The organism is Runella sp. (assembly GCF_027484545.1).
Taxonomy (GTDB): Bacteria; Bacteroidota; Bacteroidia; order Cytophagales; family Spirosomataceae; genus Runella.
On record NZ_JAIXST010000013.1, the window covers coordinates 1 to 14,663 of the forward strand.

Annotated in this window: 17 protein-coding genes; 8 read left to right on the forward strand and 9 right to left on the reverse strand. The window is 42.5% G+C overall.

Annotated elements, in window-relative coordinates; all coding sequences use genetic code 11:
- From Q0081_RS00705 to Q0081_RS00715, 3 genes are all read right to left on the reverse strand, one after another.
- Window positions 1-2,036 (reverse strand): M3 family metallopeptidase (locus tag Q0081_RS00705; protein WP_298348202.1); only part of this gene is annotated, 2,036 nt, incomplete at its 3' end.
- Between the two features lie 93 nt (window positions 2,037-2,129).
- Window positions 2,130-2,831, reverse strand: coding sequence for a response regulator transcription factor (locus Q0081_RS00710; RefSeq protein WP_298348204.1), 702 nt, complete (start codon window positions 2,829-2,831; stop codon window positions 2,130-2,132).
- Between the two features lie 97 nt (window positions 2,832-2,928).
- On the reverse strand, window positions 2,929-3,528 hold the full coding sequence (locus Q0081_RS00715; RefSeq protein ID WP_298348206.1) for a Uma2 family endonuclease: 600 nt from the start codon (window positions 3,526-3,528) through the stop codon (window positions 2,929-2,931).
- An 84-nt stretch (window positions 3,529-3,612) separates the two neighbouring features.
- Here Q0081_RS00715 and Q0081_RS00720 point away from each other — a divergent pair, with 84 nt between their 5' ends.
- Window positions 3,613-4,461, forward strand: coding sequence for an MBL fold metallo-hydrolase (locus tag Q0081_RS00720; protein ID WP_298348208.1), 849 nt, complete (start codon window positions 3,613-3,615; stop codon window positions 4,459-4,461).
- 75 nt (window positions 4,462-4,536) lie between these two features.
- Here Q0081_RS00720 and Q0081_RS00725 read toward each other — a convergent pair whose 3' ends face one another.
- Window positions 4,537-5,106: a YceI family protein gene (locus tag Q0081_RS00725; RefSeq protein WP_298348210.1), complete on the reverse strand. Its 570-nt coding sequence runs from the start codon at window positions 5,104-5,106 to the stop codon at window positions 4,537-4,539.
- A gap of 326 nt (window positions 5,107-5,432) precedes the next feature.
- On the opposite strand from Q0081_RS00725, the gene Q0081_RS00730 reads away from it, so the two are divergent.
- Both Q0081_RS00730 and Q0081_RS00735 read left to right on the forward strand, forming a co-directional pair.
- Entirely contained in the window at window positions 5,433-6,476 is a 1,044-nt protein-coding gene (locus Q0081_RS00730) for a sensor histidine kinase (protein ID WP_298348212.1), read from the forward strand.
- On the forward strand, window positions 6,473-7,198 hold the full coding sequence (locus Q0081_RS00735; RefSeq protein ID WP_298348214.1) for a LytTR family DNA-binding domain-containing protein: 726 nt from the start codon (window positions 6,473-6,475) through the stop codon (window positions 7,196-7,198). The genes Q0081_RS00730 and Q0081_RS00735 overlap by 4 nt, the downstream gene beginning before the upstream one ends.
- Here Q0081_RS00735 and hisF read toward each other — a convergent pair.
- The 3 genes from hisF to Q0081_RS00750 all read right to left on the reverse strand — a co-directional run bounded on the left by hisF (window position 7,195) and on the right by Q0081_RS00750 (window position 9,370).
- On the reverse strand, window positions 7,195-8,013 hold the full coding sequence (hisF, locus tag Q0081_RS00740) for an imidazole glycerol phosphate synthase subunit HisF (protein ID WP_298348216.1): 819 nt from the start codon (window positions 8,011-8,013) through the stop codon (window positions 7,195-7,197). The two genes, Q0081_RS00735 and hisF, sit on opposite strands and share 4 nt — an antisense overlap.
- Before the next feature lie 141 nt (window positions 8,014-8,154).
- Window positions 8,155-8,628 carry a GNAT family N-acetyltransferase gene (locus Q0081_RS00745; RefSeq protein WP_298348218.1) on the reverse strand — a complete coding sequence of 158 codons (474 nt, stop codon included), beginning with the start codon at window positions 8,626-8,628 and terminating at the stop codon, window positions 8,155-8,157.
- 127 nt (window positions 8,629-8,755) lie between these two features.
- A complete protein-coding gene (locus Q0081_RS00750) occupies window positions 8,756-9,370 on the reverse strand; it encodes a CAP domain-containing protein (RefSeq protein ID WP_298348220.1) in 615 nt (204 codons plus the stop codon).
- Between the two features lie 147 nt (window positions 9,371-9,517).
- Here Q0081_RS00750 and gltX point away from each other — a divergent pair, with 147 nt between their 5' ends.
- From gltX to Q0081_RS00770, 4 genes are read left to right on the forward strand one after another with little or no spacing between them, the layout of a single operon-like run.
- Window positions 9,518-11,026: a glutamate--tRNA ligase gene (gltX, locus tag Q0081_RS00755; protein ID WP_298348222.1), complete on the forward strand. Its 1,509-nt coding sequence runs from the start codon at window positions 9,518-9,520 to the stop codon at window positions 11,024-11,026.
- A 9-nt stretch (window positions 11,027-11,035) separates the two neighbouring features.
- A complete protein-coding gene (locus Q0081_RS00760; RefSeq protein ID WP_298348224.1) occupies window positions 11,036-11,473 on the forward strand; it encodes a DUF6934 family protein in 438 nt (145 codons plus the stop codon).
- A complete protein-coding gene (locus Q0081_RS00765; RefSeq protein WP_298348226.1) occupies window positions 11,470-11,610 on the forward strand; it encodes a hypothetical protein in 141 nt (46 codons plus the stop codon). The genes Q0081_RS00760 and Q0081_RS00765 overlap by 4 nt, the downstream gene beginning before the upstream one ends.
- Before the next feature lie 34 nt (window positions 11,611-11,644).
- A complete protein-coding gene (locus Q0081_RS00770; RefSeq protein WP_298348228.1) occupies window positions 11,645-12,526 on the forward strand; it encodes a histidinol-phosphatase in 882 nt (293 codons plus the stop codon).
- A 43-nt stretch (window positions 12,527-12,569) separates the two neighbouring features.
- Here Q0081_RS00770 and Q0081_RS00775 read toward each other — a convergent pair whose 3' ends face one another.
- Window positions 12,570-13,034 carry a hypothetical protein gene (locus Q0081_RS00775; protein ID WP_298348230.1) on the reverse strand — a complete coding sequence of 155 codons (465 nt, stop codon included), beginning with the start codon at window positions 13,032-13,034 and terminating at the stop codon, window positions 12,570-12,572.
- Between the two features lie 283 nt (window positions 13,035-13,317).
- On the opposite strand from Q0081_RS00775, the gene Q0081_RS00780 reads away from it, so the two are divergent.
- Entirely contained in the window at window positions 13,318-13,812 is a 495-nt protein-coding gene (locus Q0081_RS00780) for a hypothetical protein (protein WP_298348232.1), read from the forward strand.
- A gap of 83 nt (window positions 13,813-13,895) precedes the next feature.
- On the opposite strand, the gene Q0081_RS00785 is transcribed toward Q0081_RS00780, so the two are convergent.
- Entirely contained in the window at window positions 13,896-14,417 is a 522-nt protein-coding gene (locus Q0081_RS00785) for a hypothetical protein (protein WP_298348234.1), read from the reverse strand.
- Window positions 14,418-14,663: the final 246 nt, after the last annotated feature.

The following is a 14,663-nucleotide window of genomic DNA, read 5'->3' on the forward strand; positions in this document are numbered from 1 at the left end:
ACCATCGGTTTTTCGGTTCCTCCTTTTGAAAGAATGTTATCACGGAAAGAAGCCGATACTTCTTTGTTGAAAATACCTTTTTCTTTGAACGCTTCAAACGCATCGGCATCCAATACCGACGACCACATGTACGAGTAGTAACCTGCCGAATAGCCTCCCGCAAAGATGTGCGAGAAAGCCGTACTCACGGCCGTGCCTGGTACAATCGGATATAAATCCGTTTGCTCAGCGACTTTCTTTTCTACATCCGCCACTGACTCGCCCGTTGGAGCACCGTTGTGCCACGCCATGTCAGTAAGACCCAAATTGATTTGACGCGTTAGACCGATACCCGACATGAAATTGGAAGACTGTTTGATTTTTTCAATCAGCTCGTTCGGAATCACTTCGCCCGTTTGGTAGTGTTTGGCAAACAGTTTCAACACTTCGGGTTCAGTACAGAAATTTTCCATGAATTGACTTGGCAATTCTACAAAGTCCCAAGATACACTCGTGCCGCTGACCGTTTCGTATTTGACGTGCGACATCATGCTGTGCAAAGCGTGACCAAACTCGTGGAAAAGTGTTTCCACTTCACGGAAAGTAAGCAAGGAAGGTTTGGTATCGGTAGGGCGCGTAAAATTACAGACGTTGATAACGTGCGGACGAACATCTTTGGTGCCTTCAAAATGCTGCGAAAGCGTGCCGGTATTCCAAGCTCCTGCGCGTTTGCCCGCGCGAGGGAAATAATCGCCGTACCATACTGTCAACAACTGACCTTTTTCGTCAAAAATTTCGTACGCTTTTACTTCTGGATTCCAAACTGGAATTGTTTTGTTTTCTTTGAAAGTAAGACCGTAAAGCTTGTTAGTCAGCGTAAAAAGACCGTCCAGTACGTTTTCGAGTTTAAAATATGGTTTCAACAACTCGTCGTTGATGCTGTATTTTTCTTTCTTAAGTTTTTCAGAATAGTAGCTTGCATCCCAACGTTGCAACACATTTTCTTCGAATCCGTTTTTCTTGGCAAAATCCGTCAATTCTTTCAATTCACGCAGCGCGGCGGGCTTGGCATAATTCAGGATGTCATTTTCAAACGCCATTACTTTTTCGGGCGTTTCAGCCATGCGCTCTTCCAATACATAATGCGCCCACGTTTTGTAACCCAACAATTTGGCTTTTTCATGGCGCAGTTTTACCACTTTCTGAATAATGTCCTGATTGTCGTTTTTGTCGCCGTTAAACCCGCGTTTGTTGAATGCAAGCCACAGTTTTTTGCGCAATTCGCGGTTATCGGCATATTGCATGAACGGTCCGTAGCTGGGAGCCTGAAGTGTAAACACCCAACCTTCTTTGTTCAATCTTTTGGCCGTGGCTTTGGCACCCTCTTTGACAAAATCAGGCAAACCCGCCAATTCTTTCTCGCCAGTCACCTGTAGGGCGTATTCGTTGGTTTCGGCCAGATTATGCTCGTTGAATTCAATGGAAAGCTGCGACAACTCTTTATTCATGCCCCGCAGTTTTTCTTTGTCAGTAGGATTCAGATTGGCTCCGTTGCGTGAAAAAGATTTATAATTTTTTTCCAATAGCATCGCTCCTTCGGTATCCAATTTAAGCTTGTCGCGTTCCTCCCAAACGGCTTTGACACGCGCAAAGAGTTTATCATTCAACGAAATATCGTTGCCGTATTCGGTCAAAAGCGGGCTGGCTTCTTTGACGGCTTTCTGTAAATCAGGGGTTGTTTCGGAACCGTTGAGGTGAAACAAAATAGGTGTAATACGACTCAATAAATCCCCTGCACGCTCCAAGGCTACAATGGTGTTATCAAAAGTGGGTTTAGCAGGATTGTTGACGATAGCGTCAATTTCCTTGCGTCCCTGCGCCATGGCTTCTTTAATGGCCGGTAAAAAATGATCGACTTTTATTTTGTCATACGGGGGTGTTTGGTGCAGCGTAGGGAAAGGCTGCAATAACGGATTGTCACTCATAATTGGCGAATTGGTTTGTGCAAAAGCCGTGCTGCTCATCAACAGGCTTAGTAATAGAGCTTTGGTTTTCATGCAATGAACGGGAAGTTAGTTGAAAAAGTGTGGCAAGTTAATGCTTGATGCGTGGAAAATCAATCCCCCAAAGTGAGGGAGAACAAGTGGATCCTACGTATCTTCTTTCAATACGTAACCCATTCCTGACTTGGTATGGATGAGTTTAGGCTCAAAATCACGGTCTATTTTCTTCCGTAAAAAGTTAATATACACTTCCACGACGTTGGTGCCGCTGTCAAAATTCATATCCCAGACTTTTTCGGCGATGTCGGTTTTGGATACAATACGGCCTTTGTTGCGCACCAAATACTCCAACAAGGCCAGTTCTTTAGGGGTCAGGTCAATGTTGTGCCCGGCTCGTATCACGGTTTTGGTATCGGCATTGATTTCCAGGTCGGCTACCCGCAATAAATTCCCGCTGGCGTTGTCAAAGTCAGATTGAGAACGTTTTAAGAACACATTGACCCGCGCCAATAACTCCCGAAAATCGAACGGTTTGACGATGTAATCATCTGCTCCTACATTGAAACCTTCAATTTTGTCGTCGGCTTCACCGAGGGCTGTCAGCATCAGGATAGGGACGTTGGGGTCGCGTTGGCGAACGTTTTTGCAGACCTCGTAGCCATTCATGGATGGCAGATTGATGTCCAGAATGATTAAGTCGAAGTGGTTGGCTGCCGCAATTTTGCTTCCGATAAGCCCGTCGTAAGCTACTTCAGTTTCGTATCCTTTTTCGCGAAGTCCTTTACTGATATTTTGGGCAATGCGAGAGTCATCTTCTACAATAAGGATTTTTTTTGTATCGTTGGTCATTAATCAGGCTCTCAGGTTAGAAACCTTATAGGTTTAAAGCTGTATTTTTGCAAACCTATAAGGTTTTAATATATAAAAGTGGGTAAAATCTCTGTATCTAAAGCAACAATTTTAGGGAAAACTCAAATTCAGGTAAGACAGTTTCTCCCGATAGTTTATTATCAAAATCAATTACTTTACTAATCGTTCCGTCTGCCCAGTAAATGAATACGGTTTGACTGCTTGGTTGAATCAGCCAAGCCAATTGTACCCCGTTTTCGATGTACTCGTGCATTTTTTCCTGCGCTTTTTTAAGGGTGTCGCTTGCCGACATCAGTTCCACTACAAAATCCGGAGCGACGGGAGGAAAACGTTCCTGTTCGTCTTCGGTGAGGCTACTCCAATTTTCATTACTAATCCAAGCGGCGTCTGGTGAGCGGGTAGCAAAATTGGGAAGTTTGAAAGCGGTTGGAGAGTCGAAAACGACTTCTTTTTTATGTTGACGATTCCATAAAACCAATTCAAAATTGATTTCTGAATTTCTTTTTCCTGTTTTTCCTCCTGTATTAGGCATAATTAATATGGTCCCTTCAGGATTGCGTTCAAAACGAAGGTGGTCATTGCGGCGGCAAAACTTGTAGAACGCTTCGTCGGCCAATTCCAACGTAAACGGTCCTGTTTCCCCATTCATCCACTCATTGACAAGTACGGCAGTCATCAGTTTTTAATTTTTATACGGTAAATATAACAAGTTTTGATAGAATTTAGTTGTTTTAGGCCAATTACGCAATCACTGACTCTCATGCAACTACACGTTATTGATGCCGGACATTTTAAACTCGACGGAGGGGCTATGTTTGGCGTTGTACCCAAAACTATTTGGAACCGCCTTATTCCCGCCGATGACAAAAATCTTTGCCCTTGGGATATGCGCTGCCTGCTTATTGAAGACGGCAATCGACTCATGCTCATGGATACTGGAATGGGCGATAAACAGGACCCTAAATGGCAGGCGTTTTATTACCGTCACGGAGAGGGGGATCTGGTAAAATCTATCGAAAAAGCGGGTTTTGGGGCTCATGAAGTAACGGATGTTCTTTTTTCCCATTTGCATTTTGACCACTGCGGCGGTGGCGTGAAATGGAATGCCGCTCATACCAGCTATGAACTGACTTTTGCGAATGCGAAGTATTGGACACATTCGGAACATTGGCATACGGCTACGTTTCCCAACGCTCGCGAGAAAGCCACGTTTTTTAAAGAAAATATCCTGCCGATTCAGGAAGCGGGGCAGTTGTATTTTTCGGACAAAGTTGAAAATCCGTTTGGAGCAAATGTGCAGCCGATGTACGCAGATGGTCATACGGAAAAAATGACGATGTTCAAAATAGAGTACAAAGGTCAAACGGTGGTGTTTATGGCCGATACCATTCCGTCGCACGCACATATTCCGGTGCCTTACGTGATGGGCTATGATGTGCGTCCGCTTGAGACGATGAAGGAGAAAGAAGCGCTATTGAAAGAAGCTTTTGAGAATAATTACCTGCTTTATTTCGATCACGACCCCTCGGTAGACTGTTGTACCGTCGAAATGACTGAGAAAGGAATTCGGGTAAAAGACAAGGGTTTATTAGGGGATTTTGTAAATTAAAAACAAAAAAGCGCCCGACGATTGACACCGCTGGGCGCTTTGAGTTGAACTTTATCGGTAAGTAAAATGGGTTGTTTATTGCTGGTTAAATTCTCCCACAGCTCTGAGTTCTACCTCTTCAGAAACAACGGCTGCCGGTGCTTTTCCTACACCGAAATCAGAACGCTTAATCGTGCCCGTAATTTTGAAACCTGCTTTCGGTTTTTGACTGCGCATGTCTTTGCCCATACCGGTCAAGGTCATGTCCAAAGTAACCGGCTTGGTTACACCTTTCATGGTCAGATCGCCCGTCAATTTGTATTTTTTGTCGGCAACTTTAGAAATAGAAGTGCTTTTGAAAGTCAAGGTCGGAAATTTTGCCGCATCGAAATAATTCTCACCTTTTAAGTCTTTGTCCCGCATCTCCATATCTGTATCAACACTGTTGATATCAGCAGATACCTCAAATACGGCATCTGAAAAATCTTCTTTGGAAGAAGTAATGGTAGCGTCGAATGTTTTGAAATTACCGTCCACTTCTGACATCATTAAGTGAGTAATGGTAAAACCAATCTTGGCATGAGCTTTGTCAACTTTCCATGTTTGTTGTGCAAAAGTGGCGAAGGATACCAGAAGGGCAGTAGCTACTAAAGTGATTTTTTTCATCTTGCTTTTTGGTTTGTACTGATTTAAGTAAAATTAGATTTCCACAAATCAACTATAAAGTTTTGAACCAATACGCAGACATTCGACCAATGGTTGCTTCCACTCTATCAGTCGGCCAACTATTCGGCAAGTCGGAAAGTAGAGAGAACAGGATAAAATGTCGTTAAAAAAGGGAGATAGGTAGAAAAAAGCGGCTTGTTGACCTTAGTGTACGCTTAAGACATAGTACTTACCAATTCTTTTGAAGTAATTTTGCTGTCTTTAGTTGAAAGATTTTTAATAATTCCACATCACTCTCTATGTAATAAGATTTTCGTTCGTCACTAATGCAAACTCTCATCAAACGCCACCGAATCCTGATGCTCCACCTCTCTTTTTGGTGCGTTTATTTCTCGTTTTTCTTTTACCAAATCCGATTTCCGATTCGGGGTCAGGAAGTAAGTTTTCTGGATGCGTTTAAGAACACGTCATTCGAGGTCGTTTTTATGATGTTAGTGGTATATCTTAATTACCTGTTTTTTCTGCCCAGGTTTCTCAATCACAAAAGTTTGATTCGTTATATTTTAGAGTTTTCCATTCCGTTTGCTGTGCTGGTACGTGCTTTTATTCTCCTGAAACGGCATTTGATTGATGGCAATACTCATAAAATTTGCTACTTCTACGAAGATAAATTCACGGTAAATGTGGTATTGAGTACGCTCTTTATTGTAATTTTTGTAGGAATGCTCAAGTTTGCGGAAGGTTGGTTTGAATTGGAAGCAAAAAAGAAAGAGATTGAAAATGAGCGTCTTACCTCGGAGCTTCGTTTCCTGAAAGCCCAAATCAATCCGCATTTTTTGTTTAATACCCTAAACAACCTGTATTATTTGGCCTTTACCAATTCTCCCAATACAACGGAGGTAATTGCCAAACTTTCGCAGATGATGCGGTACATGATTTATGACTCCAACCATGCTAAGGTGCCGTTGATTAAGGAGATTGAGTACATGAAAAACTACATCAGTCTCGAAAAACTTCGCCTCAATGAACCCATTCCCATTAATTTTGAGGTGAATGGAAATACCAACGGCGTTCTGATTGTTCCTTTAATTTTTATCAGTTTTCTCGAAAACGCCTTTAAACACGGGGTGAGTAATAGTTTTTCGGGAGCGTGGATTACGGCCGATATTGTCTTAGAAGGAACGGCCTGCATTTATACGGTTGCCAACAGCAAATTGCCTCAAAACTTGATCAGTCAGGAAGAGCAATCCGGAATTGGTTTGAAAAACGTTAAGAGGCGTTTAGAACTGAGCTATCCTGACAACTTTGAATTGGAAATCGAAGACAAAGCGGATGAATATCGTGTACGATTAAAATTAAATTTGGTATGACCCTTACCTGCGTTGTAGTAGAAGACGAACCGTTGGCTCGTAATTTAATGGAGCAGTATATCTTAAAAGTGAGTCATTTACAGCTGGTTAAGTCGTTCTCCAATCCGCTTGCCGCTTTAGATTTTTTGCGCAACAACTCTGTGGATATTCTCTTCTCAGATATTCAAATGCCCGAAATTACGGGCATTTCGCTTTTGAAAATCCTGCCCAAAAAACCGTTGGTGATTCTCACAACGGCTTATTCGGAGTATGCACTCGAAGGATACGAACTCGACGTGGTGGATTATCTGTTGAAGCCCATTACGTTGGAGCGTTTTTTGAAAGCAGTAGAGAGGGCTACCCAACGCTTTACGCCGCTTTCAACTATTTCATTGCCCGAAACGGCTTTTCCGGCGGAGCCTTCTCCGCAGTCCATTTTTGTGAAAGACGGGACCAAATTAGTCAAAATTCGCCTCAACGAGATTTTGTACATCGAAGGCTTAAAAGACTACGTTTCCATTTATACCAAAGACAAGAAAGTAGTTACGCTGCAAACGTTGAAGTCGCTGGAAGTGCAACTGATTCCTCACCAATTTATTCGGGTACATCATTCGTATATTGTGTCGTTTGAAGCGATTGATGCCATTGAAAAAGAAAAGATACAAATCGGGAAAGTGTGGATTCCCATCAGCGATACCTACCGCAAAAGTTTCAAAGAGTTTATGGAACGCAAACAAAGTTAGCGTGACATCCGCATCGGGATTCCCCGTTCGTGGAGATATTGTTTCAAGGCAGGAATTTCAATTTCCTTGAAGTGAAAAATACTTGCGGCCAATCCTGCGTCGGCGTAGCCCGTAGTAAAAACATCGTAAAAATGCTCCATGTTTCCTGCGCCGCCCGAGGCAATGACGGGAATATTGGCGTTGCGGGAAATCGCGGATGTCAATTCAAGGGCAAAGCCATTTTTGGTGCCGTCGGTATCCATCGAAGTCAGTAAAATTTCACCCGCGCCCCGTTCTTCCACTTCCTTGGCCCATGCCAGCGTACCGAGTTCGGTAGGCTTACGGCCCCCGTGGGTATGAACTAAATTAGTGTAAAGTGTAGAGTGCAAAGTGTCAAGTGATTGTTCTCTTTGACCTTTCAACTCTGACCTTTCAACTTGTCTGGTATCAATCGCCACTACAATGCACTGACTGCCGAATTCCAACGCTAATTCGTTGATTAAATCAGGATTACGTACGGTGGCGGAGTTGATGGAAACTTTATCGGCTCCGGCATTGAGAAGGGCTGAAACGTCGGCTTTGGAAGAAATGCCGCCGCCTACCGTAAATGGAATATTGATGGTGTGTGCCACCCGACGAACAAGTTCAAGAAGTGTTCCCCGTCCTTCAACGGTTGCCGTTATGTCCAGAAAAACAAGCTCGTCGGCCCCTTGCTCGGCGTAAACAGCCGCCAATTCTACGGCGTCGCCCGCATCGCGGAGGTTAACAAAATTCACTCCTTTTACAGTGCGCCCGTCTTTGACGTCGAGGCAGGGTATAATACGTTTTGTAAGCATATTTATATTGTCAATGTGCGATGGTCGATTTACGATTTTTCCTATCGCAATTATTTATACTGATTCAATTCTAAAAGGGGGTACTTTTGGTAAAATAACTTATTGTATATCAGAAATTTACAAATCGACAATTGCAAATCGTCAATCGAAAATAGTATTATATTTCGTAAAATTGACTTTTTCCATCATTCGCTCCGGTCGGGCAAGCGCTGTAAAACCAAACTGTTGGTATAATCCGTGGGCATCGGCTGTTGCCAATGACCATCGACGAAAGCCCTGCAGTTCAGGAATTTGATTGGAAATGCAATGCATCAACCATTTGGATAGACCTTGTCCTCGGTAAGACGTTAACACAAAAACATCCCCTAAATAGCCATAGGTGGCAAAATTAGTGATGACGCGGGCAAAACCTATCTGTGTTTGATGGTGGTAAATACCGAAGGACAGCGAATTTGCAATGGAACGTTCGATGATTCCGCGGGGAATATTTTCAGCCCAATAAGAATCTTTGGACAAATAATCGTGAATCAAATCAATATCTAATTTCGACTTGTCGGTAGAGATGAGAAAGGCATCTTTTTGAAATTCATAGACAAGCGTATCAAGCAGTGACATGGCTTCGGATGGGTCTTTTGACTGCAAATAACCGAAAAAATGACGGCTTTTTGTGCCATTATTTGACTATTTCTGGTTTGAGATCGCCAAAATTTTGGACAAAACGTCCAAAAGGAACTTTGCAGGCTTAGTAAGAATCTTTAGAAATTCGGACGGAACACCCCAAATGAGTATAGGTTGAGTCCAAAATATTGTGCCGATGCGACGGAGAATTTATCCATTGTTCAACTGCGTACTGAGCAAACCCTTCATAACTGTAAGGGTAAAAAAGCTTTTTATTTTCACAGTCAAAGTACTCAAAAGTTCCATCACGCTTGCGGCGGCAACAATACTCGGGGGCCGTATCTATCACTTGATATTGACCGATATTTTCGGCAGTTTTCCTAAACGCCCACGTATGCAGTTCAACACGTTTGGCAAGGGTAGCCAATGCAGGACTGTACGGATGAACGTGGCCATAAAAATCCATTTGTATCATGTCTTTGGCGTAGCCTTCCGCTGTTTGGTGCAAACCTGCGGTGTATTGAAGGGGCTTTAAGCCAAATTGTTGGCGGGCTTTGTTGGTGGCATGAAATATAGCGGCATCCAGTAACAAATAATTAGGCTTGTAGGCATCAACGGGGCGCTTTAATTCCGGCAATAAAATAAAGGCATCGGGAGAAATCTCATAGTAATCAAGCTGTTCGGCTTTCCATGCAGCCATCAGCACTATTACTACAAAAAAGCAGATAAACCGATTCACTGGAATAAAAGGTTGGAGTTTCGACCTTAAATATAATGACTTCCGGAGTAAGTTGTTCACAACCTCCCTATCTAACCTGTTTTTGTGGTAACTTTGCGAAATAAAAGTATTCACTCAATCACTAATTCACAATTCACAAATTTATAAATGGTTCGAGTTCGTTTTGCTCCCAGTCCTACCGGCCCGCTGCACATTGGCGGTGTACGTACGGCTTTGTATAATTATTTATTTGCCCGTAAAAATGGCGGGAAAATGTTGCTTCGCATCGAAGATACCGATCAAAATCGCTATGTGCCCGGTGCAGAAGGATATATTTTAGAAGCTCTCCAATGGGTTGGTATTGAGATAGATGAAGGACAGGGAGTAGGCGGTCCGCACGCACTGTATCGTCAGTCGGAACGGAAAGGAATGTATCGCGAATATGCCGAGCAACTGATAGCGAAAGGCAAAGCGTATTATGCGTTTGATACGGCGGATGAAATCGAAGCTATGCGCAAACGCCTCGAAGAAGCAGGCGCTGATGCGGCTCAATACAACGCTATTACCCGTTTGCAGATGAGCAACTCGTTGACGCTCTCAGCCGATGAAGTGCAACAACGCATTGACAATGGTGACCCGTACGTGGTTAGAATCAAGATTGACCCTAAGCAGGAAATTCGTTTCAACGACCTTATTCGCGGTTGGGTAGCGGTTCATGCGTCTACTCTCGATGATAAAGTGTTATTGAAATCGGATGGAATGCCAACCTATCATTTGGCCAATATTGTAGACGACCATTTGATGGAAATTACGCACGTCATTCGTGGCGAAGAATGGCTTCCGTCGGCGCCGTTACACGTCTTGATTTACCAATATTTTGGTTGGACAACTCCGCAATTTGCGCATTTGCCCTTATTGCTAAAACCGGAAGGCAACGGAAAACTTTCTAAACGGGATGCTGATTTGGGCGGATTTCCCATTTTTCCGTTGCAATGGCAAGACCCCGTCAGTGGTGTAGTAGCCCGTGGATTCCGCGAAGATGGTTATTTGAAAGAAGCAACGGTCAATTTTCTGGCGTTTTTGGGCTGGAATCCCGGCACGGAGCAGGAACTGTTTTCGATGGACGAACTCGTCGAAGCGTTTAGCATTGAACGTATTCACAAAGCGGGGGCACGTTTTGACATTACCAAAGCCAAATGGTTCAATCAGCAGTATTTGAAAGGAAAAACCGATGAAGAATTGGCTGATTTAATCAAAGAACAGGCTTCTGCCATTCCGTATCATTCATTGTTGAAAGTTTGCCACCTAATGAAAGACCGGGTGACTTTTCCGCAAGAGATTTTGAGTGAAACTACTTTTCTGTTTGAAGTGCCTGCTGTTTATGAAGAAGCCATAGTGACAAGTAAATGGAATGCCGATGCTGTAAAAGCCATTACGACCTATGTAGAAGATTTGAAACTATATGAAGGTGAATTTATAGCCGATTCGGCCAAAGCAATATGGGCTGCTGCTGCCGAACGGGCAGGAATCAAAATGGGTAAAGTAATGCAGGCCCTTCGTTTGGCCGTAACGGGTGCCGGCCACGGCCCAGATTTGATGCTTGCTATGGAAATTTTGGGTAAAGATGAAGTAGTGAGTCGTTTGGAGAAGGCATTGGAAAAGCTGTCGCAAGGATAAAATAGAGGTATGAACGAAACGCACTATTCTTTCAATCAGCCTCAAATTGAGTATCGTTACGATTTTGTAAGTATAAGTACTGACAAAGAAGTTCACAAAAGGGTGCTTTTTACGCTTACTGAGACAGAACAAGTCTATAATTTAGCGTTACTTGATGTTTTATCAAATGGTGAGACCAGCGATATTGTTGAAACTAAAAATAAAGATATGCGTATTGTATTAGCTACGGTTATGCGCATTATTACCGATTTTTTGGACAAAAATCCCACTGTAATTGTTCTGTTTCAGGGCAGTGATGAGAAACGCCAGCGCTTATACCGAATTGTTATTAATCGGGAAATAGAAACTATACTCCAACAATTTCGTATTTTTGGAAGTATTGATAATCAGATTGAAGTATTTGAATCTAATCGTTCGTACAATTTTTTCCTCATTATCAAACGATGAAAACAAACACAAAAAAGGTTGCTGCTGTTCGTAAAAGTGGTGAGCAAGTGGTTCAGGATAAACTAAAGTCTGCGAATGAATTTCTCAAGAAAGCTGATTTAAGTATTGTTTATAAGTCCATGACTGAAAAGCAATAGGAATCGCTTTAAAATCAGAAATACCAAAACGGTGATGCTCACTAATTACCACAGTCATAGTCATTATTGCGATGGCAAAGGCTCTCCAGAAGAACAAGTACAAGGCGCGATAGCTCAAGGGCTTCGCGCCTTTGGATTTTCGTCGCATTGTCCCGTTCCATTTGAAAATCAATGGAGCATGAAAGCGGAGCGATTAGCGAATTATCTGGTCGAAACGCGTGCTTTAAAAGCCAAATATGAAGGCCAAATTGAGCTTTATACAGGTTTAGAAGTGGATTTTGTTCCGTTTACTGCCGATTACAAATCGGCAAACCATGACGTCGGGATTACAAATCCCGACGAGCAAACTTTAGGACCTAAAGACTTCCCGATGCTTGACTATTGCGTCGGTTCCGTGCATTATGTAGGACTGAACCAATTTGGTCAACCTTGGGAAATAGACGGCAGTTCAGTGGAGTTTTTGGAATGTTTGGATACCCTTTACGGTGGTGACATTCGGGCAGTACTTCAGAAATACTACGGTATTATTCGTCAAATGGTGGAAATGGACCCGCCGCAGATTATGGGCCATTTGGATAAAATAAAAATGCACAATGCAGCGCGTCCCTTGTTTGATGAATCAGAAAGTTGGTACGTGGACGAGATTGAACAAACGCTTCACACCATGGTCAAAGCAGGCATAATTGTCGAAATCAATACGCGAGGCAATTACAAAAGAGGCTTGGATTTGTATCCTTCCAGTTGGGTTATCAAGCGAATGAAGGAACTGCAAATTCCGATTTGTATCAACTCCGACAGCCACCGTCCCGAAGAAATCACCGCTTCGTTCCCGTTGGCATATCAGGCCGCCAAAGCGGCGGGTTATACGGAAGTGCGCGTTTTGTTGGGGGGGCAGTGGCAGGATGTTGCGTTGTGAAAACGGTTTGATTTCAGGTTTTACAACTTAATCTCCAGGCTTTTTAATGCCCGAATGAATAGCTGATGGTGTAGGTTTTGCCGTTTTCTTTGAAGGTTTCCGCTACGAGCAGCGAAGTGGAGGTTAATTCATGGACCGTCCATACAAATTCTCCGCTTCCATCCTTCTTGATTCTGATGGAGGTTTCGCCCGGCTCAAAGGCCCATGTTCCCTGAATGTAGATCTGAGGGTCGCCGATATTGCATCGGGTGGCCCCTTCTTCGTGCGTAAATTTTTGAGCCGTGGAAAAGACCCAACGGTCGTCGCGCCAGCACTCGGGGACTCGGGTAAAATAACCATCCCCCACCAGCACCCCGATGCCGAAGATATCATACGCTGGTGAAATCGAGCCCGCTACCCATTTCCAGGTTTTGCCCGTCAATAAGTCAGTTTTGGAAGGAACGGGGGTTTCTTCTTTGCAGGAAAGCAGTAGTGTTGAAAAGAGCAAAGCCCACAAAGATTTTTTCATCAGGGGAAAGACCTTTCTTCGTTGGAAGTCAATCAAATTGTAGTGGAAATTTTGGAAGCAGCCATTCAATCTGCCAAAACAGGGAAGGCTGTGAAGTTGTAACAATTAAGAGAATGGTTAAACGTGTTACAGTAAGCAGTTTTGAGTATAAGAGGTCGAACGTACTACGCCAAACATTCATACACTTCTGCTTATTGGTGACGCATTGGGTTTGCGGTTGAGGATTTCTTATACATAGGGTTTTGTTGAACAGGAATCATTGAATATCTTTAGGAAAAATACTATGAAGAAGGTTATACTTTGTTTGTTGTTGCCAATATACTGTATAGGCCAAAAAGACTACTCCAACTATGAAATAGAAGGTAAAAAACTCTATTGGCGTAAGGTTTTTGAAAATGTATCTATGTCGGCAGACTCATTGCAAAAAATGGTTAAACGGCAGATACTGACCAAAGGGCTTAAATTACAAAACGAAGAACAGGGTCTTGTTCAGGCAAGATTTGAGGATTATACAATTTATCAATCCGTGGGATTTGTAAAGATGCCTCTTGTTTTTAATGCCGGCGTAACGGTACAATTTAAAGAAGGCAAGTATAGGGTTGAATTGTCAGAGATGCTTATTACCTACGGAAACTCAAAATCACCCCAAGATGCATCATTTATGAAAACAGACAGTACATTTCGTACAAGAAATGATGTATTAAAGATAATGTCGGAGCGTAATGAAGAGTTTATTGGAATCTTTAAGCTAAAGTCAGGAGAGAAAAAGGACTGGTAAATTTGCTACCTCCAACAATAAATTCTTTCGCTTAATTAAATACTGCTTTGTAGAAAAACATACTGAATGGCGCAAATACCGCACTACCAGTCTTTTTTAGATGCAGGTTTTAATGTAAATACACTCAACATTTTCTCGTTAAACTTTTCGTGAGTTTTAAGCGCACGATTATTGGAGACAAGAGTGCCGTCCTTTTTTACAAAACTCTCGCTCATTGTGATTCTCATTGGAGTTAACTGCATTTTTGAGGTCACTATATCGTAGTACATATCTGAAACCTCAACCCTATATTTTTCGGGCTTAATATTTACTTCGACTTTTGCGTAAAACTCATACAGCCCCATTAAAGCTACCATAGTCGGGTCTTGCCTGTTTAGTTCGTATTTTTCAAACGCGCCAAAAATTACCCCTTTTTGTTCTCCTATTATTTTAACCCCGCTTCTACTAAGTTGTTTTACTATCTGTTGGAGACTATCAGCGGGCACACTCTGTACTTCAAACACCTTACGCCAAAATAGATTTTCGCCTTCAATCTCGTAATTAAAGCGTTCGGATTGCCCTATACACCCCAACGGCAACAACAAACAAAGTATAACCTTCTTCATAGAGTTTTTTGTGCAATGTAATAAAAGGCATACTATATTTTAGAAAAACTTATCAAATGGTTATTGCCATAAATTATGCTAAGTTTTATCAATGTCAAAAAAAATCAGCAATACATCTCATAAAAAAACTTACTGTAAATAATCTGTGCAAAAATGATTAAATTCAGGAAAAAACTATACTTATATGGCAACGATGAAAATTATCCTCACAGACGATTTAGGAGTAGGAATAAATACACGGAGTTA

Excerpts from the sequence above, each read along its gene's own strand:
- Q0081_RS00730 (WP_298348212.1), top strand. The coding sequence starts at position 5,433 with ATGCAAACTCTCATCAAACGCCACCGAATCCTGATGCTCCACCTCTCT.
- Q0081_RS00735 (WP_298348214.1), top strand. The coding sequence starts at position 6,473 with ATGACCCTTACCTGCGTTGTAGTAGAAGACGAACCGTTGGCTCGTAAT.
- Q0081_RS00745 (WP_298348218.1), bottom strand. The coding sequence starts at position 8,628 with ATGTCACTGCTTGATACGCTTGTCTATGAATTTCAAAAAGATGCCTTT.
- Q0081_RS00725 (WP_298348210.1), bottom strand. The coding sequence starts at position 5,106 with ATGAAAAAAATCACTTTAGTAGCTACTGCCCTTCTGGTATCCTTCGCC.
- Q0081_RS00760 (WP_298348224.1), top strand. The coding sequence starts at position 11,036 with ATGAACGAAACGCACTATTCTTTCAATCAGCCTCAAATTGAGTATCGT.
- Q0081_RS00770 (WP_298348228.1), top strand. The coding sequence starts at position 11,645 with ATGCTCACTAATTACCACAGTCATAGTCATTATTGCGATGGCAAAGGC.
- Q0081_RS00780 (WP_298348232.1), top strand. The coding sequence starts at position 13,318 with ATGAAGAAGGTTATACTTTGTTTGTTGTTGCCAATATACTGTATAGGC.
- hisF (WP_298348216.1), bottom strand. The coding sequence starts at position 8,013 with ATGCTTACAAAACGTATTATACCCTGCCTCGACGTCAAAGACGGGCGC.
- Q0081_RS00775 (WP_298348230.1), bottom strand. The coding sequence starts at position 13,034 with ATGAAAAAATCTTTGTGGGCTTTGCTCTTTTCAACACTACTGCTTTCC.
- Q0081_RS00720 (WP_298348208.1), top strand. The coding sequence starts at position 3,613 with ATGCAACTACACGTTATTGATGCCGGACATTTTAAACTCGACGGAGGG.
- Q0081_RS00715 (WP_298348206.1), bottom strand. The coding sequence starts at position 3,528 with ATGACTGCCGTACTTGTCAATGAGTGGATGAATGGGGAAACAGGACCG.
- Q0081_RS00710 (WP_298348204.1), bottom strand. The coding sequence starts at position 2,831 with ATGACCAACGATACAAAAAAAATCCTTATTGTAGAAGATGACTCTCGC.
- gltX (WP_298348222.1), top strand. The coding sequence starts at position 9,518 with ATGGTTCGAGTTCGTTTTGCTCCCAGTCCTACCGGCCCGCTGCACATT.
- Q0081_RS00765 (WP_298348226.1), top strand. The coding sequence starts at position 11,470 with ATGAAAACAAACACAAAAAAGGTTGCTGCTGTTCGTAAAAGTGGTGAG.
- Q0081_RS00785 (WP_298348234.1), bottom strand. The coding sequence starts at position 14,417 with ATGAAGAAGGTTATACTTTGTTTGTTGTTGCCGTTGGGGTGTATAGGG.